Raw genomic sequence first — 21,460 nt, forward strand, 5'->3', positions numbered from 1 at the left:
CGATGAGGGGGAAAGATTTTGCCCCCAGTCGGCCGCCCGCGCGAAGGTGTTAGCGACTTCAAGCAACCCGATCGAGGGTTCACCCGGTCGGGCCACTCGCGACGGGTCTCCCGGCGGCCGGTCAGGGCGCCTGGGTGACCGGTGCCGACGATCCGGAGACCACCAGCGTCCCTAATTGGTAGGAGAGCCCGGCCAGTTCGTCGGCAGTGGCCTTGGTGCCCCCGGCCGACTCCTGGTGTTCCCGGGTGGCCTCGGCCATCGCCGAGATGGCCAGGTCGGTCTGCTCCACCGCCACGGTCTGCTGACTGGTGGAGAGCTGGATCTGCCGGGCCGACTCCATCGTGTTCGCCACCAGGGCCACGATCTCCTCGAAGCTGTCCACCGCCTGCCCGACCATCGTGGCCCCGTCGCCGACCACCTCCGAGGCCTCCCGGCTGACCCGCCGGGTGTCCTCCACCGCCGACGACACCGAGGCGACCAGTTCGCCGATCTCCCGGGTCGAGCCGGCCACCCGGTCGGCCAGCGCCCGGATCTCGTCGGCCAGGGCGGCGAACCGGGCCGCCTCGGTGCCCGCGCCGGCCGCCTCGATGCTGGCGTTGATCGCCACGATGTTGGTCAGTTCGGCCAGCTCCGAGACGATCTCCACGACTCCGCTGATCTGGTGCGCCTTCTGGTTCAGGCCCTCCATGTGGGCCTCCACCGATCCGGAGTGCTCGCGGATGCGCTCCATCGAGGAGCGGGTGGCCAGCACGATGTCCCGGCCGTGACGGCCGGCCTCCTCGGTCTGCCCGGCCGCCGACACCACGTCCTGCGCCCCCTCGGCGATCCGGCGCGACTCGGTCAGCATCTCTTTGACCGTGGTGGCGATCTCGGCCGCCGAACTGGCCTGCTGACTCGCGCCCTCGGTCTGGCGCTGGGCACTGAGCACCAGGTCGGCCGAGGACGCCTGGACCGAGCGGACCGCGGACAGCACCCGCCCGCGAACCTGACGCACCACCAGCGAGGCCACCACTGCGGCCCCGACCAGGATGGCCAGGAAGGCCGCGACCACCAGACGGACGCCGTCGCGGGCGACCTGGGTGGCCGCCTCCTCTCGTTCCAGCACCAGGCCCTGCAGGTACTCGTAGAGGGTGTCCATCGCCCGGGTGGTGGTGACCCGCTGCTCGTCGATCTCGCCCCAGGCCGCGACCACCGCCTCGGCCTCGGCGCCCTGCTGCCGCAGCTGGATCGGGCCCTCGTCGAGCCGGATGAAGTTGGCCTGCAGCGAGGCGATCCGCTCCACCAGTTCCCGGCCCCGGGCGGTGTCCACGGTCTCGCCCAGCGTGCGCAGCTGCTGCTCGAACTCCTGGTCCAGGCGGTACTGCTCACCCAGGTACTTGGGCCGGGCGGAGAACAGGTAGGCGCGGTTGGCGGCGGCGCGGGCGTCGCGCAGGTCCATCAGGGTGCGGGCCTGCAGCACCAGCGAGGTGTCGTGCTCGATCACCCGGTCCTTGTGCTCGACCACCCGCTGCTGCACGTTCAGGGCCAGCACGGCCATGCCGAGGGTGAGCAGCAGCACGAAGCCCAGCGCGGTGAACACGCTGGTGGTCACGGTCCACTCCCGGCGTTCCCGCGAGCGTCTCCAGCCCAGCCCCACACCGACCCCCGATCGGACGCGACCCCCGTCGGGTCTCAGCCCCGTCGTCGGCAGCGGGCGCCCCGGCCTTTACTCCGATCGGTGGGTGGAGTCCAGAAGCAGCGCGTGGTGGTGCATGTCGTGCCAGCCGTCGCTGTGCAGAAGCGACTGCACGGCCGTGCCCTCCAGGGCGAAGCCGCAGCGCTGGGCCACCCGGCAGGAGGGTTCGTTGCGGGTGGAGTGCAGCAGCGTGAGCCGGTGCAGACCGTGGGCCCGCGACCAGGTGGTCAGGGCCCGGGTGGCGCGGGTGGCGACCTGCTGGTTGCGCGCCGCGGGGGCCACCCAGTAGGCCACCTCGGCCTCGCCCAGGCTGAGGTCGGCCACCCGGAACCCGATCCGGCCCAGCGCCTTCCCCTCGCCCTCGACCAGCCAGTCGGCCGCCGTCTCGCCCGCCCAGGCGGCGCTCTTGCGCTCGATCCAGGCCGTGGCCTCGGCCTCGTCGGCCAGGGCGAGCGCGTGCCACCGCTGGATATCCGGGTCGGAGTAGGCCTCGAGCAGGAAGGGCTCGTCACCGTGACGCCACGGCCGCAGGAGCAGCCCTTCCCCGCGGAAACCCGGTTGTGGCACCGAGGACCACGAACCGGCCGGGATCACATCTCTGACCAGAGCAGGCATGTGGCCCATTCTAGGGACAGCTCAATGATCAAGAGGCGGGCCACCGGCGGGCGCCGTAGCGTCGCCGCATGACGACGACGGACAGCCGCTCCCAGTCGACGACCAGCACGGTGCGTCTCGGTGTGAACGGCTCCGAGCACGAACTGGCCCTGGACAACCGCACCTCCCTGCTCGACGCACTGCGTGAGCACCTCGACCTGACCGGGTCGAAGAAGGGGTGCGACCACGGCCAGTGCGGGGCCTGCACGGTGCTGCTGGACGGCCGCCGGGTGAACGCCTGCCTGGTCCTCGCCGTGACTGCGCAGGGCCGCGAGATCACCACCGTCGAAGGCCTGGCCGACGGCGAGAGCCTGCATCCGGTGCAGCGCGCCTTCGTCGACCGGGACGCCTTCCAGTGCGGTTACTGCACGCCGGGCCAGATCTGCTCGGCGGTCGGGGTGCTGTCCGAGGCCCGGGCCGGCTGGCCCTCTGCGGTCACCCCGCCCGAATCCGGCCCGCCCGAGGTTCCGGTCGCGCTCGACGAGGCCGAGGTGCGCGAGCGGATGAGCGGAAATCTGTGCCGCTGCGGCGCCTACGCCAACATCGTCCCGGCCGTGCTCGACGCGGCCGCAGCCGATCACGCCCCGGGAATCGAGACCGGGTACGAGCCGGGAGGAACGCGATGAAGCCTTTCGCCTATGCCGTGGCCGAGGCCCCGGGGCAGGCCGTTCACCAGCTCGCCGGCCGGCCGGGCGCCAAGTTCCTGGGCGGCGGCACCAACCTGGTCGACCTGATGCGCCTGGGGGTGGAGTCGCCGGATCTGCTGGTGGACGTGACCCGCCTGGATCTGGACCGGATCGAGGCGACGGCGGGCGGGGGCCTCCTGGTCGGCGCCGCCGTACGCAACTCCGACCTCGCCGCCGACCCGCGGGTGCGCACCGCCTACCCGATGCTCTCCCAGGCTCTGCTCTCGGGTGCCTCCGGCCAGCTGCGCAACCTGGCCACCGTGGGCGGAAACCTGTTGCAGCGCACCCGTTGCCTCTACTTCCAGGACGTGACCAAACCGTGCAACAAGCGTAAGCCCGGTTCCGGCTGCCCGGCCCGCACGGGCGTCCATCGTGACCTGGCCATCCTCGGCGCCGGTGAGCACTGCATCGCGACCCATCCGTCCGACTTCGCCGTGGCCCTGGCCGCGCTCGACGCCCGGGTGCACGTCACCGGCCCGGGCGGGGACCGGCAGGTCGCCCTGAACGAGCTGTACCGGCACCCGGTGAAGACCCCTCACGAGACACCGTTCTCGACCCGGTCGACCTGATCACCGCGGTCGAGCTGCCCAGTCCGCTTGCTGTGCATAAGAACTCGCTCTACCGCAAGGCCCGCGACCGGGCCTCGTACGCGTTCGCGGTCGGATCGGTCGCGGCCGGGCTGAGCCTCACTGCCGACGGTACGGTCGAGGAGGTCCGGATCGCGCTCGGCGCAGTGGCTCACAAGCCCTGGCGGGCCCGCCTGGCCGAGACCGCACTGACCGGCCGCGTGGCCGGCGCCGAGGAGTTCCGCCGAGCCGCCGAACTCGAGATGTCAGCCGCCGAACCGTTGCCGGACAACGAGTTCAAGGTCCGGCTGAGCCAGAACCTGATCGTCGCCGCCCTGTGCACCCTGGCCGGGATCGAGGAGGAAGCGTGAGCGCCGCCCTGACCGGCCCGCCGCTGGCTCGCGACGAGTCGGTCGAGAAGGTCACCGGAACGGCCCGTTACGCCTACGAGCACGGTGAGCCGGGCGGGACGGCCTACGCCTGGATCGTGACCTCGCCGGTGGCCCGGGGGCGGGTGCTCGCCGTGGACGCCGACCACGTGCTGCGCGACGACGACGTGATCGCCGTGCTCTGGCACGAGAACGCGCCGCGGCTGGGCGATGTCGGTGATCCGGTGCTGGCCGTGCTGCAGTCGCCGGAGGTCGCCTACCACGGTCAGCTGGTGGCCCTGGTGGTGGCGAAGACTCCGGAGGCGGCCCGGGAGGCGGCGGCCGCCCTGCCGGTGCAGTACGAGGAACTCGACCACGACGTCGTCCTGACCCCCGACCACGCCTCGCTGTACAAGCCGGAGAAGGTGAACCCGGCGTTCGCGACCGACAGCGAACAGGGCGAGCCGGACCAGGCGTTCGACCGCAGCCCGGTCCGCGTCGACCACACCTACACCACCGTCGCCCTGCACAACAATCCGCTCGAACCGCACGCCACCACCGCGATCTGGGCCGACGACGGGTCGCTCACCGTGCACGACTCCAGCCAGGGCGGGCAGCCGGTGCGCAAGACCCTGGCCGGGCTGTTCGAGCTGGACCCGGGCCGGGTGCGGGTGCTCAACCCGCACGTGGGCGGCGGATTCGGGTCGAAGGGCACGCCCCGTCCGAACGTGGTGCTGGCCGCCCTGGCCGCGAAGGTCACCGGGCGCCCGGTCAAGCTCGCGGTCACCCGGCAGCAGATGTTCTCGCTGGTCGGGTACCGGACGCCGACGATCCAGCGGATCCGGCTGGGGGCCGACCGGGACGGGCGGCTGAACGCGATCATCCACGAGGTGGTCGAACAGACCGCCACCGTGAAGGAGTTCGCCGAGCAGACCGCGGTCTCGACCCGTTCGATGTACGCCGCCCCCAACCGCCGCACCAGCCACCGCCTGGCCCGGCTGGACGTGCCGGTGCCGTCGTGGATGCGCGCACCGGGGGAGTGCCCGGGCTTCTACGCCTTCGAGTCGGCGGTCGACGAGCTGGCCGCCGAACTCGGCCTGGACCCGGTGGAACTGCGCATCATCAACGAGCCGGAGATCGACCCGGAGACCGGGAATCCGTTCTCCAGCCGCAATCTGGTGGCCTGCCTGCGGGAGGGGGCCCGGCGCTCCGGGTGGCGGCCGGGTCCGCGCACTCCCGGTGAGCGGCGTGAGGGCCGCTGGCTGATCGGGTCGGGAGTGGCCGCGTCGTTCTACCCGACCTACGAGATGCCCGCCAGCGCCCGGGCCTCGGCCGACGGGAACGGTTGCTACACCGTGGCGATCAACGCGGCGGACATCGGCACCGGCGCGCGCACCGCGCTGCGCCAGTTGGCCGCCGAGGCCCTGGACGTGCCCGCCGAGCGGGTGAAGATGCTGATCGGCGACACCGACCTGCCGGAGGCCGGTATCGCCGGTGGCTCGATGGGCACCCGGTCGTGGGGGTGGGCGGTCAGCAAGGCCTGCCGTCAGCTGCGCGAGCAGGGTGCTTCGTCGGTGACCGCGAACACCGCCGAGGACATCAAGGCCCTCGGGAAGAAACACACCCGGGGAGCCTACGGGGCCCAGTTCGTCGAGGTCCGGGTGAACCGTGACACCGGCGAACTGCGGGTACCGCGGATGACCGGGGTGTTCGCGGCCGGGCGGATCGTCAACGCCCGCACCGCGCGGTCGCAGTTTCTCGGCGGCATGACGATGGGCCTGTCGATGGCCCTGCACGAGGAGGGCGTGATCGAGCCGGCGTTCGGCGACTACCTCAACCGCGACCTGGCCTCGTACCACGTCGCATCCTGTGCCGACGTCGGGGCGGTGGACATCGGCTGGATCGAGGAGGGGGACGAGCACCTCGGCGGGGCCGGGACCAAGGGCATCGGCGAGATCGGCATCGTCGGCACCGCGGCCGCGGTGGCCAACGCCGTCCACGACGCCACCGGGGTCCGGGTCCGGGACCTGCCGATCCATCTGGAAGACGTTCTGCGCTGAGGGCGACCGGCAGACGGAGGGGACGGGCCGGTAGACCGGTCCGTCCCCTTCGTCGGGCCCGGGTGCTCAGATCTCGATCGTGCGCTCCAGGTTGGCCAGCTTGTGCCGGGCCAGGGCCAGGTTGGCGCGGCGCTTGTCCAGGGCCATGTAGAGGAACAGGCCGTTGCCGGTGGGGCCCTGGATCAGCCGGATCAGGTGGTACTGGGTGTCGAGGGTGATCAGGATGTCCTCGATGCTCTCGCGCAGCCGCAGCGACTCCATCGTGCGCAGCTTGGCGCGGACGATCTCGGTGTTGCCCGCGGCCGCCACCTCGAGGTTCAGCCCACCGCCGCCGCCGGCCTGGCCGAGGGTCATGCCGCTGGTGTAGTCCACCAGCGCGGCGCCGATGGCGCCGTCGATCTGCATGGCTTCCTTGAGGACGATCTCGATGTTGGACACGAAAAGTTTTCCTTCCACGGAACCGACGGGCAACCACTGCTCACGGTGACCGCGTGTACGCGGATTGCGTAGGGACTTTGGTCCTGGGACCTGGGCCCTCACACTGCGGTCTCACCCGCTCGGGGCAGCGCGGGTTCAGTGCCGGTTCGGTGGCGTTTCTGCGTGTCGGCCGAGACGGTCAGCTCGGCAGGCGCACGGCCAGGATCGCGCAGTCGTCGTCGGTGCCTTCGTCGACGAGTTCGCTCAGCAGCCGGTCCAGCAGTTCCGGCAGTTCGAGGCGGTGATGTTCCCGGGCCGCCGCGAGCAGACTTTCCTGCCCCTGCGAGATGCGCCGCCCGGCCCGCTGTACCAGGCCGTCGGTGTGCAGGATCAGCGTGTCGCCCGGGTCGAGGTCGAGCTCGTGGGTGGTCCGCCCGAGGTGGAAGGGCATGCCCAGCAACAGGTCCGGGGCGGGGGTGAGCAGAGTGGCCACCCCGGCGCCGGTGACCCGCAGCGGGGGCGGGTGCCCGGCGTTGGCCCAGTGCAGGCGTTTTGCGCCGGGCCGATCGGGGGAGGGGCACAGGATGGCCAGCACAGCAGACACACCGGTGTCGATCCGCAGGTGTGTCAGCGCCGCGTCGAGCCGGGTCATCACCTCGGCCGGGGGCTGCGGCCGATCCACCAGCAGGCCGCGCAGCAGGCTCCGGATCTGGCCCATGGTGGCGGCGGCCTCGATGTCGTGCCCGGCGATGTCGCCGATGATCACGGCCAGGTCGCCCGGCCCGCCCCCGGGTTCGGTGGGCAGGGCCACCGCGTCGTACCAGTCGCCACCCACCTGGTTGGCACTGGCCGCGGGCAGGTAGCGGGCGGCGAGGTGCACGTCGTCGCGCTCGGGCAGGGTGGTCAGCAGGGCGTGCTGCAGGGTGGTCGCGGTGTCGCGGCGTTCCTCCAGCAGGATCGCCCGCTCGAGGGCGGTCGAGGTGTACTGCACCAGGGCTGCGAGGGCCTCCCGGATGCGCTCCTGGACCGGCCCGGGCGGTTCCTGTCCGAAGGCCGTCCAGGGGGAGTCGGCCGAGCTCCAGCCCAGGGCCAGCGTGCCCCTCACCCCACCGGACAGGGGCAGCCGCAGCCAGGGGCCGCCGGGCCGGTCCTCAGCAGGGGCCTCGCCGAGCACGATCTGGGTCGTCTCGACGCCCAGGTTCTCGGCCGCTACCTGCTCCACCACCTTCACCACGCTGGCCACGGTGGTGGTCACGGCGAGTGCCTCGGACAGGGCCAGCAACAGCCGGGCCTGCTGCTCCGACTCCAGGGTGGCCACGGTGACCAGCTCGGACCGGTGCTGGGCCAGGCGGGCCTGTTCGCCGCGCTGCTCGGCGTCCGCCCACGCAGTCTCGGCCCGCTGCTGCTGGGCCGCCGCCTCGGCGTGGGAACGGCGCAGGCTCAGTTCGGCCGAGCAGGCCGCGGCCAGCCCGGTGAGGACGTGGATGTCCCGCTCGGTCCAGGCCCGGGGGGCGGCGTCGAGGGCGCAGAGGGCACCGACTGTGAGCGTGCCGTCCTGCACCGGGACAGCCAGCCCGGCGGCGATGTGGGATCCGTCCGAGAACGCCCGCTGCCGCGTGAGCTCGTGTCGGCCGAGGTCGTTCACCACCACCGGCTCACCCGTCTGGACCGCCCGCCGGGCCAGCCAGACCCCGGCCGTATCGGGCGGGAACTGATCATCGGCGGTCCGGAAGACCAGGGCTGCGGTTACGTCGAGGGTGTCGCGGACCAGGGGGCCGAAGCGGTCGGCGGTGGGGTCCGGGACCTCAACCATGGCACGGCCGGGGTCGACGATGGACGTGGAGTTGCACGCCCACAGTATGGGCGGTAACGGCATTCGGGTCGTAGTGCGACCTCGGCCCTTGCTTCCTAGAGTGAGGTGGATGGACACGGCTGACAACGGCACTTCGGACCGGGAGCCGGCACGACACCTTCGACTTGTGCGGGAGGAGTCCGGAGTGCGGCCCGACCCCCGGCCCGGTGGAGACGTCTCGGTCTACGACGAGGACGGCACCGTGGTCGTGCTCCTGCGCGGGGTGATCGACATCAGCGTGGTCGGTGAGCTCGAGGAGGCCGGCCGGCACGCGGTCGACCAGCAGTCGCCGATCCTGGTCGACGTCCGGCACGTGGAGATGATCGACTCGGTCGGGATCTCGTTCCTGGTGCGGATCGCCGCCTCCGTGCGCTCCCAGGGCGGCACCACCGAGCTGTGCGGCCCGGCGCCGGTGGTCGAGGAGATGCTCGCCGTGGCCGGGGCGGCCCCGCTGTTCCAGTGGGTGGAGGGCCGAGTGAGCCCGGGCGGCCAGGAGACGCCCTGAGCGCTGCCTCCGGCTGGCTCACCGGGCGGTCGGTCGAGCCGTCCCCTAGTGTCGGGAGCATGAGGCCGGACCCCGGGAGGGGCGAGGTCTTCCGCGTCCCGCCCGGCCGAGCCCGACGCCCCTACCAATCAGGGAGCGTCGACATCCCGATCCTGGTGCGCAATCGACCGCCCGACTTGATCCGTCAGCAGCTCGGGGCCTGGCCCCTGAACGGCCTCACCGGTATGGCGGCGGTGCGGGAGTCCCTCCTCGCGCGGTGCCACCGGGAGGTCCCGCTGCCTCTGCCCGCCGGATCCCCGGTGATGGCCGAGGTGGCCCGCCGGGTCGAGCTGGTTTTCAGTGAACTGGCCGGCAACGCGGTCCGGCACGGCCGGCCGCCGATATCCGTGCAACTGGCCTGCACCGCCGACGCCTGGCTGCTCAGCGTGAGTGACGCGGCGCCGGAGCAGGAGCTCCGAGTGGGGAGACTGGCCGGCGACGAGCCCGGGGGGCGTGGGCTGGCGCTGGTGCTGACCATGGCCGCCCAGGCCGGCTGGTACGTGCACGAGGGCCGCAAGACGGTCTGGGCCGAGGTGCCCGACCAGCCTCCCGGCCGCCTGCTCGAGCAGCTACGGGACGTAGGCTCGCGCGCGGCGACCGGGGACTGAGACGAAGCCCGGCTCAGATCTGGATGGTGCGCTCCAGGTTGGCCAGCTTGTGCCGGGCCAGGGCCAGGTTGGCCCGCTGCTTGTCCAGGGCCAGGTAGAGGAACAGGCCGGCCCCGGACTGGCCGGTGATCAGCCGGATCAGGTGGTACTGGGTGGTCAGCGTGATCAGGATGTCCTGGATGCCGTCACGCATCCCCAGCGACTCCATCGTGCGCAGCTCCGAACGCACCACCTCGGTGTTGCCGGCGGCGGCGACCTCGAGGTCCAGCACGGCCCCGCCGGCCTGGCCCAGGGTCATCCCGCTGGTGTAGTCGACCAGGGCGACGCCGATGGCGCCGTCGATCTGCATGGCTTCCTTGAGGACGGTGTCCAGGTTGCTCACGGTGTCTTTCCTTCCGGCCACGAGGGCTGAATCTGTGGAACGAGGAGCGTTGGCGCCGGTGGCGGGGCACTGAGCTTCGGCTCCGCGTCTCAACTTCCTTGTCGGCGCCCGGAGCCCCCGACTGTTGTCGTCCTCAGGACCCTCAGTGGTCCTATCGGGCGACAACTACCCAGAGCAAGCTGATCCCGGCCGCTGTGGCGGACAACACCGTCTATTTCCTGCGTTCCTGCACTACGCAGCGGCATGGTCACGCTCCGCCGGTCTGCGTCGATCACTCCTCGTGATCGCGGATGATCAAGGACTCACCCGTTCGGGCTAGTGCTGCTCTCGGGGGAACCGGCCGCGCTCGTACTGCGGCGGCCAGGTCACGTCGTCACCCAGTTCGTGCGCCGCCCGGTGCGCCCAGCTGGGATCACGCAGCAGCACCCGGCCGAGCAGGACGGCGTCGGCGGAGCCCTCGGCGAGGACCTGCTCGGCCTGCTTCGGCTCGGTGATCAGCCCGACCGCGGCCGTGGGCAGACCGCTGACCTCCTTCACCCGCCGGGCGAAGGGCACCTGGTAGCCGGGGCCGAGGGTGATCTTCTGGTCCGGGTGGTTGCCGCCGCTGGAGACGTCGACGAGGTCGACGCCGTGCTCCTTCAGCGTGGCGGACACCTGGGCCACCTCCTCGACGTCCAGACCGTCGGGCACCCAGTCGGTGGCGCTGACCCGGACCAGCAGCGGGGTGGCGTCGGGGATCACCGCCCGGACGGCGTCGACCACCTCGACCAGCAGCCGCGAGCGCCCGGCGAGGTCGCCGCCGTAGGCGTCGGTGCGCAGGTTGCTCACCGGCGAGAGGAACTGGTGCAGCAGGTACCCGTGGGCGGCGTGCACCTCCAGCACCTGGAAGCCGGCCGCGATCGCCCGCTGCGCCGCCTCGGCCCAGGCCTGCACCAGGCCGGGCAGGTCGGACGCGGGGATCTCGACGGGAACGTCGTAACGGCCGAAGGCGGCGGCGGAGGGGGCGACGGTCTTCCAGCCGCCCTCGTCGGCCGGCACCGAGCCCTTGCCCCGGAAGGGCGCGTAGGTGGACGCCTTACGGCCGGCGTGGGCCAGCTGGATCGCCGTGACCGCGCCCTGGGACCGGACGAAGCGGTTGATCCGCTCGTAGTCCGCGGCCTGCTCGTCGTTCCAGATCCCGGCGTCCTGCGGGGAGATCCGGCCCTCCGGCACCACCGCGGTCGCTTCCTGCATCACCAGCCCGGCGCCACCGCGGGCGAAGCTGCCCAGGTGCACCAGGTGCCAGTCGTTGGGCCGGCCCTGCTCGCTGGAGTACATGCACATCGGTGAGACCCAGGCGCGGTTGCGGACGGTGACGCCGCGCAGGGTGAACGGAGAGAAGAGAAGGCTCATGACGGGAAGAACCCGGTCGCGGGGAAGGGACTTCCCCGCGCCGGGTGTGAACTAGGCCCGCCTCGGACTCAGACTCGGGTTCAGAGCCGGAAGCGCCCGACCAGCTGGTTCAGGCCGTTGGCGACCTGGGCCAGGTCGGAGGCCGCCCGCTCGGCGTCGGCGATGCCGGCGCTGGAGGACTGCGAGGCGTGCGAGACGGCGTTGATGTCCGTGGCGATCCGCGAGGCGGCGGTGGCCGTCTCGTCGATGCTGCGGGCGATCTCCGAGGTGACCGCGGTCTGCTCCTCGACCGCCGAGGCGATCGTGGTCTGGTAGGAGTTCACGTCCTCGATGGTGCGGGTGATCCGCTCGATCGCCTCGACCGCGTCCCGGGTGTCGGCCTGGATCGCCTCGACCCGGCGGCCGATGTCCTCGGTGGCCCGGGCGGTCTCCTGGGCCAGCTGCTTGACCTCTTCGGCGACCACGGCGAAGCCCTTGCCGGCCTCGCCGGCGCGGGCGGCCTCGATGGTGGCGTTCAGGGCCAGCAGGTTGGTCTGCTCGGCGATCGAGGTGATCACCTTGACCACGTTGCCGATCTCCTCGCTGGAGCTGCCCAGCTTGCCCACGGTGGCGGTGGCGGTGGCAGCCTCGGTGGCCGCGCCGGCCGCGACCCGCACGGCCTCGGCTGAGGAGTTGGCGATCTCCCGGATGCTGGCGCTCATCTCCTCGGTGCCGGCCGCGACGGTCTGCACGTTGCCCGAGACCTCCTGCGAGGTCACGCTCAGGCTGTTGGCCTGCGACGTGGTCTCCTGCGCGTTCGCCGCCACCTGGCTGGAGATGGCCGTGAGTTCCTCGGAGCTGCCGGTCAGCGTGCTGGAACTGGTACGGATGTCCTCCATCGCGGCGTGCAGCGAGTCGCTCGCCCGGTTCAGCGCACCGGCCATCTCGCCCACCTCGTCGTTGGCGGTGACCGGCACCCGGCGGGTGAGGTCGCCGTCGGCCAGGGCGACCAGACCGTCGCGGACCCGGCCGACGGTGGAGGAGATCATCCGGGCCAGCCACCAGCCGAACCCGACCATCAGGAGCACGCCGACCGCGACGATCGTCCAGGAGCGCATGATCTCGGAGCGGGCCGAGTCCTTGGCCTCCTGAGCGCTGGCCGCCATGTCGGCCAGCGCGTTGTCGGCCAGTTCGTTCAGGCCGTCGCGCACCTTGTCGGAGACCGTGGCGAACTCGCCGGTGACGATCTGGCCCAGCTGGCGGTACTCCCGGCCGGTCAGGTCGTCGCGCTGGGTCAGCGGGGCGATCTGGGCGGTGTAGATCTGCTCCAGGGCGCTCAGGTTCTCGCGCTCGGTCGCGATCGTGGCCTGGTCGGCCTCGTCCAGGCCGGTGGCCTCGAGCGCGTCGAACTTGGCCGCCACCCCGGCTGCGCCGGTGCTCACGGCCTCGAGCGCGGCCTGGCCGGCGGTGCCGTCGGCCAGACCGCTGAGCAGGATGTCGCGGCGCAGCCCGGCGAACTCGGCGCGGGCCTGCAGGGCGATCTCCACCCGCTTGGCCTGGACCTGCACGATCTCGTCGGTGGCCTGCTCGACCGAGCTCACCGCGCGTTGTCCCAGCACCCCGATCCCGACACTGAGCAGGGCGGCGACGATGATCAGACTGAAGATCTTCTTCAGCAGCGAGAGGTTGCCGAAGAAGGCGGCGGGGGACTTCGCGGCGGGCATGGACATCCTTTTCGGAGGGGCTGTCGCGGTCTGCCGGCGCACTTCTTGCGACGTGCTCACGCAACCAGCGTCTGGCTTCCTCTGCCCATCGTCGAGAAGCCACGCAGGGTTAGCCCGGAGTGACCCGCTCACCCGGACGGTGCAGCCGCCCTCACCCAGCGCTGACCGTCACGCGCTGCCGGAGTCGCCCCCACGGTCGGGACGCAGGTGCCGGCGCGACCCTTCCACCTCGGCCAGTTCGTCCTCGTCCAGCTTGCGGGTGTCCCGCAGCGGCACGTAGGGCTCGGCCCCTTCGGGCAGGCCGTCCTGCTCGGCCCGGGCCCGCTCCAGCTCGGCGTTGAACTCCGCGCCCAGCAGGATGGCCAGGTTCGAGATCCACATCCAGATCAGGAAGATGATGATTCCGGCGAAGGTGCCGTAGGTGGCGTCGTAGCTGGAGAAGTTGGCCACGTAGAAGCCGAACCCGGCCGAGGCGACCAGCCACAGCACCACCGCGAGCATGCCGCCCGGGGTGACCCACTTGAAGCCATGCTTGGCGTTCGGCGAGGCCCAGTACAGGATCGCGAGCACCAGCATCATGATCAGCACCAGTACCGGCCACTTGACGATGCTCCAGGCGGTGACCGCGGCGTCGCCCAGGCCGAGCAGATCGCCGGCCTGCTGGGCGAGCGGGCCGGTGAAGACCACCATCAGGGCCGCGACGATGAGCAGCACCAGCAGCACCAGCGTGGTCAGGATCCGGGTGGGCAGGGTCTTCCAGATCGGCCGGCCCTCGGGGATGTCGTAGACCACGTTGGAGGCGCGCATGAATGCGGCGACGTAGCCGGAGGCCGACCACAGGGCGGTGGCCAGACCCAGGACGAAGGCGAAGCTGGCCGAGGCGGGCTTGTCGCCGACCTGGAGCAGGATGCTGTCGAGGGTTCCGCTGAAACTGCCGGGCAACACCGGCTTGATGTTGTCCCGCATCTCCTTGATGGTGTCGGGACCGGCGAAGCCGAGCAGCGAGATCAGCACCACCAGGGCCGGGAACAGCGCCTGGATGCCGTAGTACGTGAGGGCGGCGGCGGAGTCGGAGAGGTTGTCCTCCGAGAACTCCTTGCCTGCGCCTTTCAGTACTTTCAGCCAGGACTTCTTGGGCAGTTCGGTGGGCGACTCAGCCGGGTTCTCGTCCGGTAGCTGGTCGCTTTCTTCCGGGTTTCGTCGCTTGGTTCCCCACATGGGCTCATGGTGGCGCCCCCGGCGGGGGCCCGCCGGTCGAGAGGGCACCCGGTGAAAACCCCCATAAGTGCTGTTCAGAACCAAAAACGGACGGGTGTGGGCCCCTCTTCGGGGCCCGCACCCGTCCGTTGCCGGTTCAGTTCGGTCCGATCACATGTGCACAGCGACGTTCTCGTTGTCGGCGGCCAGGGCCGCGGTGACGGAACGGCTGGGGTACAGCGCGAAGGCCAGTGCCGCGGTGACGGCGAAGAACACCGCCGACCAGACGAAGACCGCGTCGTACGAGGCCAACTGGGCCTGTGCGGCCAGCGCCGGGGTGACCCCGCCGGCGGCGTTGGTGGTCAGGTAGTCGGTGGCCGCCGAGGCCGCGACGCTGCTCAGCAGCGCCACCCCGATCGAACCGCCCACCTGCTGCGAGGTGTTCACGGTGGCCGAGGCCACGCCCGCCTGGTGGGCCTCCACGCCGATCGTGGAGGAGCCCATCGCGACGGCGAAGATGCAGCCCAGGCCCAGGCCGGTGAGCACCAGGCCGGGCAGCAGCGCGGTGACGTAGCTGCTGTCCAGGCCGAAACCGGTGAACAGGAGCATGCCGGCGGCGGCCAGCAGCGAGCCGACGCCCACCTGCATCTTCGAGCCGATCTTCGTCTGGAAGGCCGGCGTGCCGTTGAACTGGGCGCTGACACCGATCGCGAACACCATCGGCAGGAAGGCGAAACCGGACTGGATCGGCGAGTATCCGAGCACCTGCTGCACGTAGAAGGTGACGAACAGGAACACCGCGAACATGCCGATCGCGGAGGTCAGCATGACCAGGTAGGAGGTGCCGCGGACCCGGTCGAGCAGGATGTGCATGGGCAGCAGCGGGTGCGCGACCAGACGCTCGGCCACCGCGAAGCCGATCACCAGCAGCACGCCGGCGACCAGGCTGACCACGGTCAGGGTGTCGCCCCAGCCCTCGGTCTCGGACCGGGCGAAACCGTAGACCACGAAGAAGATTCCGGCCACGGCCAGGATCGAGCCGGCCCAGTCGAAGGCCGGGCGGCCGCCCTCGCGCTCGTTGGCCGGCAGCAGACGCAGGCCGCCGACCAGGGCGATGACGGCGAAGAGCACGTTCACGTACAGGCACCAGCGCCAGGACAGGTACTCGGTCAGGGCGCCGCCCAGCAGCAGGCCGATGGCTGCGCCGGAACCGGCCACCGCGCCGAAGATGCCGAACGCCTTGCCCCGGTCCGCGGAACCGGCGAAGGTGATGGTGAGCATGGCCAGTGCGGCCGGGGCCAGCAGTGCGCCGAAGGCACCCTGGGCGGCGCGGGCCGCGATCAGGACCTCGATGCTCGGGGCCCAGCCGCCCACGGCCGACGCGGCGGCGAAACCGACCAGCCCGACCAGGAATCCGAGCTTGTTGCCGAACATGTCGTTCAGCCGGCCGCCGATCAGCAGCAGGCTGCCGAAGGCCAGCGAGTAGGCGGTGACCACCCACTGCCGCTGTGCGTCGTCGAAGCTCAGGTCGGTCTGTGCGGCCGGCAGGGCGATGTTCACGATGGTCGCGTCGAGCACGACCATCAGCTGGGCGATGGAGATCAGGCCGAGCACCAGCCACTGGGCGCGGGTGGCGCCGCGGTGGCCGGAACTCGGGGTGGGGGAGTGCTCGCCGTTGAGCGCTGTCGTGTGCGGAGCCGCTGCGGGAGAGCGGTCGGACATGGGGTGGCCTTTCCGGCGGATCGGCCCCGCGCGGAGTCAGGTTGCGCGGGGTTGAGGCGGAATAGATGTTCCGGGGTTGCCACCACTGTAGCGGAATAGTTGTTCCGCGTTGGTACCCTCGTCGGGTGAACAGTTCCTCCGCGGGCGGCAACGACAGCGGAACCCCTGTCGGCGGGGCCGAGGCGAATGAGAGCGTCACCGAGCGCATCCTCGAGGCGGCCTCGGAAGTCTTCGCCGCCGACGGCCTGCACGCCACCCTGGCCGACGTGGCCGCTCGCGCGGGGGTGGGGGTGGCCACCGTGTACCGGCGCTTCCCCAACAAGGACGAGCTGATCCTGGCGCTGTTCCAGCGTCGTTTCGAGGAGGCGCTGGAGCAGGTGCGGCTGGCCGTGGAGGCACCTGACCCGTGGGAGGGGTTCGTCGCGTTCTTCGAGGGCGGCGTGCGCCGGTTCTCCGGCGACCGGGGTTTTCGCGACTTCGTGATCGGCAGCTACTCCGAGAGCGTCGGCTGGTCGCGGGGCACCTCACCCGACCGGGTGGAGGTCATGGTGCACCAGCAGCACGTCCGGATGGGCGAGTACCTCGACCGCATGCTGGCCCGGTGCCAGGAGGCCGGGGTGATCCGCGACGACCTGGTGGCGAGCGACCTGTTCGCCCTGACCATGGCCGCGGTGAGCAGCATCGACTTCGCCGCCCACAAGAGCGGACCGGACATCTACCAGCGGGTGATCGGCGTCATCCTCGACGGGCTGCGCCCGGCCCGGAGCGCGCCGACGCCCCTGCCCGTGATCAGCCGGGGCTGACGGGCAGGGGCGTGATGGTGCCGGGGCGACGGGTCAGCGGTTGCGGCGCCGGAGCCAGACCAGGACGGCGGTGAGCAGACCGGCCAGACCGCCGAGCGCGGGCAGCAGCCAGGGCTTGTCCTGACGCTGCTCCTGGGTCTTCACCTTGGCCTGCTCGGTGACCACCTTGGCCTGGGCCGCGACGTGCTGGGCCTGCTCGGTGGCGACGGTGCGGGCGGTGCCGGTGGCGACCTTGGCCCGTTCGGCCACGTGCTGGGCCTGCTCGGTGGCGACGGTGCGGGCGGTGCCGGTGGCGACCTTGGCCCGTTCGGCCACGTGCTGGGCCTGCTCGGTGGCGACGGTGCGGGCGGTGCCGGTGGCGACCTTGGCCCGCTCGGCCACCTGCTGCGCCTGCTCCGTGGCGGTGCTCTTGGCCGCCATCGCGTGCACCTTGGCGCTCTCCTGGAGGTCACGGGCGCGGGCCTTCGCGGTCTCCTGCACCTCGTGCACCTTCTCGGTCGCCCGGCCCTTGACGTCGGCCTTCGCGGCCAGCGCCTCGACCGTCTCGGCGAGCTCGTCGCGGGTGTGGTCGATCTCGGCGCGCAGCTGCTCGGTGTCCGAGGTGTCCTTCGCGTCGCTCATCGGTGGGCACTCTCCTTGACGGCCTCGACGTCGTGCTTCGTGCTGTTCACGGCCTGGGTCGGGACCGGCGGGGTGGCCTGCTTGATCTGCTTGCGCCCGACCATCGCCATGACCCCGGCGACGAGGAGCAGGACGGCGGCCACGATCAGCGCGGAGGCCCAGGCCGGAAGCACCTCGGCCAGGCCCAGGACGGCCGCGGCGACCAGGACGCCGACCCCGAACAGGGCGACCAGGCCGGCGCCGCCGAAGGCGCCCACGCCGACCCCGGCGTGCTTGGCCTTCTCGGCCAGCTCGGCCTTGGCCAGCTCGACCTCCTGCCGGGCCAGCTGGGGCACCAGCCGGGTGAGGTCCTGCACCAGCTCCGGGGTCGACTTCTCGTGACCCGTGGGTACCGGGCCAGGAGCGGCCGCCGGGCTCGGCGGCCTTTCGTTCGTCACGCTCATGGCTTCTCCAAGGTCGGCCTTGCGGTTCCCCTCGAATCTAGGTCTGACCAGCGCGACCGCATCCCGAGCGGACACCGCTGGAGCAGCACCCGGGCCGGCGGTGCGACGAAAGTGCACGATGTCGGGCCGTGCGGATGCGACCTTGGGCGGAGGCCGGGCCGCCCAAGATCACGGAATACTTCCCGTCATGAGCGAACCCGTGATCACCCGCCCGGCCCGGTCCTGGCCGGTCGCCGCCGTAGCCTGTGTCGTCCTGCTGGTGCTGACGGTGGGGCAGCTGCTGGTGGCCACGTTCTTCGCCTCGGGGCTGGAACAGTTCGAGGGCAAGGGTTTCGGGGCCCGGCTGGTGCTGTACCCGGCGATGATGCTGGCCGTGCCGGTGATCTGGTGGTTCGTGACCACCCGGCGGCAGGACCCGCCGTGGGCGGCCTTCGCCTGGATCATGCTGCCCTACCTGATCGACGTCACCGGCAACACGCTCGACCTGTACGACTCGCTGGTCTGGTGGGACGACGCCAACCACTTCGTCAACTGGATGTTCCTGGGGCTCGGGACCGGGCTGCTGATCACCCGGGGGGAGCGCGGAAGGGCGCGCCCGGGCTGGGAGATCGTGCTGCTGGTGGCCGGGGTGGGCGCGATCATGGCGATCTTCTGGGAGGTCGGCGAGTACTACGCGTTCATCCGGGGCGGTACCGAGCTGGACACCGCCTACACCGACACCCTGGGCGACGAGGTGCTGGGCACCCTGGGGGCGATGACCGCGGGGGCGATCACCGCCTGGCGCACCTCCCGCCGCCTCTGAGTCAGCGCGTCTTGCGTCCCTCACTGATCAGCTGGAGCCGGCGCAGGCTCTCGGTGTTGCGCGGGGCGATGCTGACCTGCCGCACCGGCTTGGGAACCAGCTTGCCCGGACCGGCCGTGGCGTCCTCCTGCATGTGCACCAGGCAGCCGCCGTCGGCCTCCTCCAGTTCGAGGAAGACGGTGGCCTCACCCATCGGCCAGCCGCGGGCCTTGAGCACCAACCGGTGGTCCGGCACGCAGTCCAGGACCGAGGTGCTGTCGTCGATCACGGCCGGCCACACCCCGAAGGAGTGATGGATCCGCGAGCCGACCGCCGGCCAGTTCGCGTCGACCGACCGGATGCGCGAGGCGCCAACCACCCAGCCGGAATAGAGCCACCCGTCGGACAGGACGGAGAAAACGTCTTGCGGGGAAGCTTTCACGAGCCGCTGGACCTCGATCATTGGGCCATTCCACCGGTCGCGGTCGCGGCGGGCAACCGCAGACCACCCCGAGTGGCAGGCCTGTCGGCCTGGGCAAGACTGATGGATGCCCGGCCCGCCTTCTGCGGAGCCGGCCTCGCGGTGAGCAGAACCCGCGCGGCGCACGCCTCATCCGACACCAGGAGGCTCCATGGCCCCCAAGGCCCAGCAACAGGACGTCCCCGGCACCACCGCAGCGATGGATCCGGTGCCCGACCACGGCGAGAAGAGCTACCGCGGCTCCGGCCGCCTGGAAGGCAAGATCGCCGTGATCACCGGTGGCGACAGCGGTATCGGCCGCGCCGTGGCCATCGCCTACGCCCGGGAGGGTGCCGACGTCGTCGTCTCGTACCTCAACGAGCACGAGGACGCCGAGGACACCGCGAAGTGGGTGCGGGAGGCCGGGCGCAAGGTCGTGCTGATTCCCGGTGACGTGTCCGAGCCGGCCCACTGCCGGTCGATCGTCGAGAAGACCGTGGCCGAGTTCGGCCGGATCGACGTGCTCGTGAGCAACGCCGCCTACCAGGCGGTCTACGACACGATCGAGGACGTGAGCGACGAGGAGTGGGACCGCACCATCGCCACCAACCTCAGCGCCTACTTCCACCTGGCCAAGGCTGCAGTGCCGCACATGCCGGCCGGTGGCAGCATCATCGGCTCGTCTTCGGTCAACTCCGACACCCCCAACCCCGGGCTGATGCCCTACGCGGCCACCAAGGGCGCCATCGCCAACATGTCCGCGGGCCTGGCCGGCCTACTCGCCGAGAAGGGCATCCGGGTGAACAGCGTTGCCCCGGGCCCGATCTGGACGCCGCTGATTCCGGCCACCATGCCGCCGGAGAAGGTGGAGAGCTTCGGCAAGGACACGCCGCTGGGCCGACCCGGGCAACCCGCCGAGGTGGCTCCGGTGTACGTGATGCTGGCCTCGGACGAGTCCAGCTACGTCTCGGCAGCCCGCATCGCAGTCACCGGCGGCAAGCCGGTCCTGTAGACGCGATCGGCCTGGTGGCGAGGTCCCGCCACCAGGCCGGCCGGTTCAGAACAGCTGGATGTCTTCCGGGTCCTGCCCGGTGGTGACCACGGCCTCGGCGATCTCACGCACCTTCACGTTGCGGTGCTGAGACGCCTTCACCATACGCTGGAAGGCCTCGTCGGGCAGGATCCGGTGGCGTTCCACCAGGACCCCGACCGCTTCGCCGATGTGCTGGCGCGACTTCATGGCGAACCGCAGGTGCTCTTCGCGTTCCAGCCGGGACAGCGCTATCGCCGCCTGCACCGCGACCAGCGCGGCCAGGTTCCGGGCGGCCGGGCCGAAGGCGCTGCTCTGCCCGGAGTACACGCTGAGCACGCCCAGGGGGTGCTCGCCGTAGGTCAGCGGAACTGCCATGACGCGCCGGATGTCGGCCCGGGCGGCGACGGTGCTCAGCAACGGCCACTGGCTCTGCTGGTCGGTGAGGGTGGCCGCCACCACGTGGTGCCCGGCCTCGGCCTGCACCGCGGGGCCCTGGGCCGGGCGGTGCTCGGCCGACAGTTGGGCCCGCTCGCAGGCGAGGGCCGCATCGTCGCTGCCGGCGGCCACGGTCAGTTCACCGCCGCGTTTCAGCATGACCGCTGCGCGCTGCGCCCCGGGGATGATCGCGATCGCCCCCTCGAGCACACCGGCCAGCACATCGGCCCGCTCGGTGCACCCGGCCAGTTGCCCGGCCATCGCGGCCAGGGACTCGGCCAGGGCGAACGAGACGTGCCCCCGCGGGTCCGCCAATGGGCTGATCGGGTCGGCCCCCTCGCCCTCGGCCGCGAGGTCGTCCCCGTCGAGGGCATTGCTGATCACCCGCAGCCGGGGCTCCGCGGCCGGTGTCGGGTCGCTCAGATCGGTGCGCAGTTCCCACCGCAGAACCGGCGCCCCGGTGCGCATCTCGGTGGCGGTGGTGACCGCGACGATCACCGCGCGCAGCTCGCCTCCGGGTAGACGCAGTACGCCCTGGTCGGCCGCGCTGGTATCCTGCCGGGACCTCACGCTGCGCTGCAGCCTACCGATCATCGTCCGGATGCGGGCCCGGTCGGCGGTCTGGAACCAGGTGGCGATCGGCCGTGCGCCCTGCTCGGGGCGTCGGTGGATCAGGTCGTCGAGACTCGCGTTGGTACGCAGGATCACGCCGTTCAGGTCGGTGATGACACCGGGGTGCGGCGACGAACGGAAGTAGGCGTCGTTCTCCGTCGCCCCGGCCGACAGGCGGCGGCGGGCGTCGCGCATCTCTTCCTGCTGGACCTGGAGCTCCTCGGCAGCCAGGAGCAGCTGCTGGGCGAGGTCGCGGGTCTCGTGCTCCCCCTCGTGGGCCAGGTGTTGGAGGGTCTGCCGACGGTGGTTCAGCTGAACCAGGAAGTTGTCTATCTGGGAAGTGGTGGGGACAGGTGTGGCAGACATCATCGGTCATCCTCCCGATACCGAGAGGGCACCATGTACCGGCCGTGGCTAGACAGGCGACAGCACGCTCATCGCCACGC

20 protein-coding genes and 1 pseudogene are annotated in these 21,460 nt (G+C 71.2%); 8 read left to right on the forward strand and 13 right to left on the reverse strand.

Annotated elements, in window-relative coordinates:
* Positions 1-121: 121 nt before the first annotated feature.
* Positions 122-1,591, reverse strand: coding sequence for a methyl-accepting chemotaxis protein (locus QSK18_RS14770; protein ID WP_232811781.1), 1,470 nt, complete (start codon positions 1,589-1,591; stop codon positions 122-124).
* 114 nt (positions 1,592-1,705) lie between these two features.
* The gene (locus tag QSK18_RS14775) at positions 1,706-2,290 is read right to left on the reverse strand and encodes a GNAT family N-acetyltransferase (RefSeq protein WP_232811780.1); all 585 of its coding nucleotides are present in this window, start codon (positions 2,288-2,290) and stop codon (positions 1,706-1,708) included.
* Between the two features lie 68 nt (positions 2,291-2,358).
* Between QSK18_RS14775 and QSK18_RS14780 the strand changes: the two genes are divergently transcribed.
* The 3 genes and pseudogenes from QSK18_RS14780 to QSK18_RS14795 all read left to right on the forward strand — a co-directional run bounded on the left by QSK18_RS14780 (position 2,359) and on the right by QSK18_RS14795 (position 6,009).
* Positions 2,359-2,955: a 2Fe-2S iron-sulfur cluster-binding protein gene (locus QSK18_RS14780; protein ID WP_285619622.1), complete on the forward strand. Its 597-nt coding sequence runs from the start codon at positions 2,359-2,361 to the stop codon at positions 2,953-2,955.
* A pseudogene (locus QSK18_RS35945) lies at positions 2,952-3,952 on the forward strand (FAD binding domain-containing protein). Before QSK18_RS14780 ends, QSK18_RS35945 begins: the two are co-directional and overlap by 4 nt.
* Positions 3,949-6,009, forward strand: a complete 2,061-nt coding sequence (locus QSK18_RS14795) for a xanthine dehydrogenase family protein molybdopterin-binding subunit (RefSeq protein WP_285619628.1) — start codon at positions 3,949-3,951, stop codon at positions 6,007-6,009. The pseudogene QSK18_RS35945 and the gene QSK18_RS14795 overlap by 4 nt, the downstream one beginning before the upstream one ends.
* Before the next feature lie 66 nt (positions 6,010-6,075).
* On the opposite strand, the gene QSK18_RS14800 is transcribed toward QSK18_RS14795, so the two are convergent.
* Both QSK18_RS14800 and QSK18_RS14805 read right to left on the reverse strand, forming a co-directional pair.
* Complete coding sequence (locus tag QSK18_RS14800) at positions 6,076-6,447, reverse strand: hypothetical protein (RefSeq protein WP_232811776.1); 372 nt, start codon at positions 6,445-6,447, stop codon at positions 6,076-6,078.
* A 178-nt stretch (positions 6,448-6,625) separates the two neighbouring features.
* Positions 6,626-8,239 carry a GAF domain-containing SpoIIE family protein phosphatase gene (locus QSK18_RS14805; protein ID WP_285619631.1) on the reverse strand — a complete coding sequence of 538 codons (1,614 nt, stop codon included), beginning with the start codon at positions 8,237-8,239 and terminating at the stop codon, positions 6,626-6,628.
* Positions 8,240-8,348: 109 nt separating this feature from the next.
* Between QSK18_RS14805 and QSK18_RS14810 the strand changes: the two genes are divergently transcribed.
* Positions 8,349-8,783, forward strand: a complete 435-nt coding sequence (locus QSK18_RS14810) for an STAS domain-containing protein (RefSeq protein WP_232811774.1) — start codon at positions 8,349-8,351, stop codon at positions 8,781-8,783.
* Between the two features lie 59 nt (positions 8,784-8,842).
* The gene (locus tag QSK18_RS14815; RefSeq protein ID WP_232811773.1) at positions 8,843-9,430 is read left to right on the forward strand and encodes an ATP-binding protein; all 588 of its coding nucleotides are present in this window, start codon (positions 8,843-8,845) and stop codon (positions 9,428-9,430) included.
* A gap of 13 nt (positions 9,431-9,443) precedes the next feature.
* Here QSK18_RS14815 and QSK18_RS14820 read toward each other — a convergent pair whose 3' ends face one another.
* The 5 genes from QSK18_RS14820 to QSK18_RS14840 all read right to left on the reverse strand — a co-directional run bounded on the left by QSK18_RS14820 (position 9,444) and on the right by QSK18_RS14840 (position 15,826).
* Entirely contained in the window at positions 9,444-9,812 is a 369-nt protein-coding gene (locus QSK18_RS14820) for a hypothetical protein (RefSeq protein ID WP_232811772.1), read from the reverse strand.
* A gap of 315 nt (positions 9,813-10,127) precedes the next feature.
* Positions 10,128-11,204: an NADH:flavin oxidoreductase/NADH oxidase gene (locus tag QSK18_RS14825; RefSeq protein ID WP_285619636.1), complete on the reverse strand. Its 1,077-nt coding sequence runs from the start codon at positions 11,202-11,204 to the stop codon at positions 10,128-10,130.
* Positions 11,205-11,284: 80 nt separating this feature from the next.
* Positions 11,285-12,907, reverse strand: coding sequence for a methyl-accepting chemotaxis protein (locus QSK18_RS14830; protein ID WP_232811770.1), 1,623 nt, complete (start codon positions 12,905-12,907; stop codon positions 11,285-11,287).
* 168 nt (positions 12,908-13,075) lie between these two features.
* Positions 13,076-14,125 (reverse strand): YihY/virulence factor BrkB family protein, encoded by a 1,050-nt coding sequence (locus tag QSK18_RS14835; protein WP_285619639.1) that lies wholly within the window; start codon positions 14,123-14,125, stop codon positions 13,076-13,078.
* A gap of 150 nt (positions 14,126-14,275) precedes the next feature.
* Positions 14,276-15,826 carry an MFS transporter gene (locus QSK18_RS14840; protein ID WP_285619641.1) on the reverse strand — a complete coding sequence of 517 codons (1,551 nt, stop codon included), beginning with the start codon at positions 15,824-15,826 and terminating at the stop codon, positions 14,276-14,278.
* Positions 15,827-15,951: 125 nt separating this feature from the next.
* On the opposite strand from QSK18_RS14840, the gene QSK18_RS14845 reads away from it, so the two are divergent.
* On the forward strand, positions 15,952-16,629 hold the full coding sequence (locus QSK18_RS14845; RefSeq protein WP_285619643.1) for a TetR/AcrR family transcriptional regulator: 678 nt from the start codon (positions 15,952-15,954) through the stop codon (positions 16,627-16,629).
* 33 nt (positions 16,630-16,662) lie between these two features.
* On the opposite strand, the gene QSK18_RS14850 is transcribed toward QSK18_RS14845, so the two are convergent.
* Positions 16,663-17,250, reverse strand: coding sequence for a DUF3618 domain-containing protein (locus QSK18_RS14850; RefSeq protein WP_285619645.1), 588 nt, complete (start codon positions 17,248-17,250; stop codon positions 16,663-16,665).
* Positions 17,247-17,693 (reverse strand): phage holin family protein, encoded by a 447-nt coding sequence (locus tag QSK18_RS14855; RefSeq protein ID WP_232811765.1) that lies wholly within the window; start codon positions 17,691-17,693, stop codon positions 17,247-17,249. Before QSK18_RS14855 ends, QSK18_RS14850 begins: the two co-directional genes overlap by 4 nt.
* 187 nt (positions 17,694-17,880) lie before the next feature.
* Here QSK18_RS14855 and QSK18_RS14860 point away from each other — a divergent pair, with 187 nt between their 5' ends.
* Complete coding sequence (locus tag QSK18_RS14860; RefSeq protein WP_232811764.1) at positions 17,881-18,495, forward strand: DUF2238 domain-containing protein; 615 nt, start codon at positions 17,881-17,883, stop codon at positions 18,493-18,495.
* Between the two features lies 1 nt (position 18,496).
* Here QSK18_RS14860 and QSK18_RS14865 read toward each other — a convergent pair whose 3' ends face one another.
* Entirely contained in the window at positions 18,497-18,937 is a 441-nt protein-coding gene (locus tag QSK18_RS14865; RefSeq protein ID WP_285619648.1) for an SRPBCC family protein, read from the reverse strand.
* 169 nt (positions 18,938-19,106) lie between these two features.
* Between QSK18_RS14865 and QSK18_RS14870 the strand changes: the two genes are divergently transcribed.
* A complete protein-coding gene (locus QSK18_RS14870) occupies positions 19,107-19,946 on the forward strand; it encodes a glucose 1-dehydrogenase (RefSeq protein ID WP_285619649.1) in 840 nt (279 codons plus the stop codon).
* A gap of 45 nt (positions 19,947-19,991) precedes the next feature.
* On the opposite strand, the gene QSK18_RS14875 is transcribed toward QSK18_RS14870, so the two are convergent.
* A complete protein-coding gene (locus QSK18_RS14875; protein WP_285619650.1) occupies positions 19,992-21,380 on the reverse strand; it encodes a GAF and ANTAR domain-containing protein in 1,389 nt (462 codons plus the stop codon).
* Positions 21,381-21,460: the final 80 nt, after the last annotated feature.

This window comes from Kineosporia sp. NBRC 101677, from assembly GCF_030269265.1.
GTDB classification, from domain to species: domain Bacteria; phylum Actinomycetota; class Actinomycetes; order Actinomycetales; family Kineosporiaceae; genus Kineosporia; species Kineosporia rhizophila.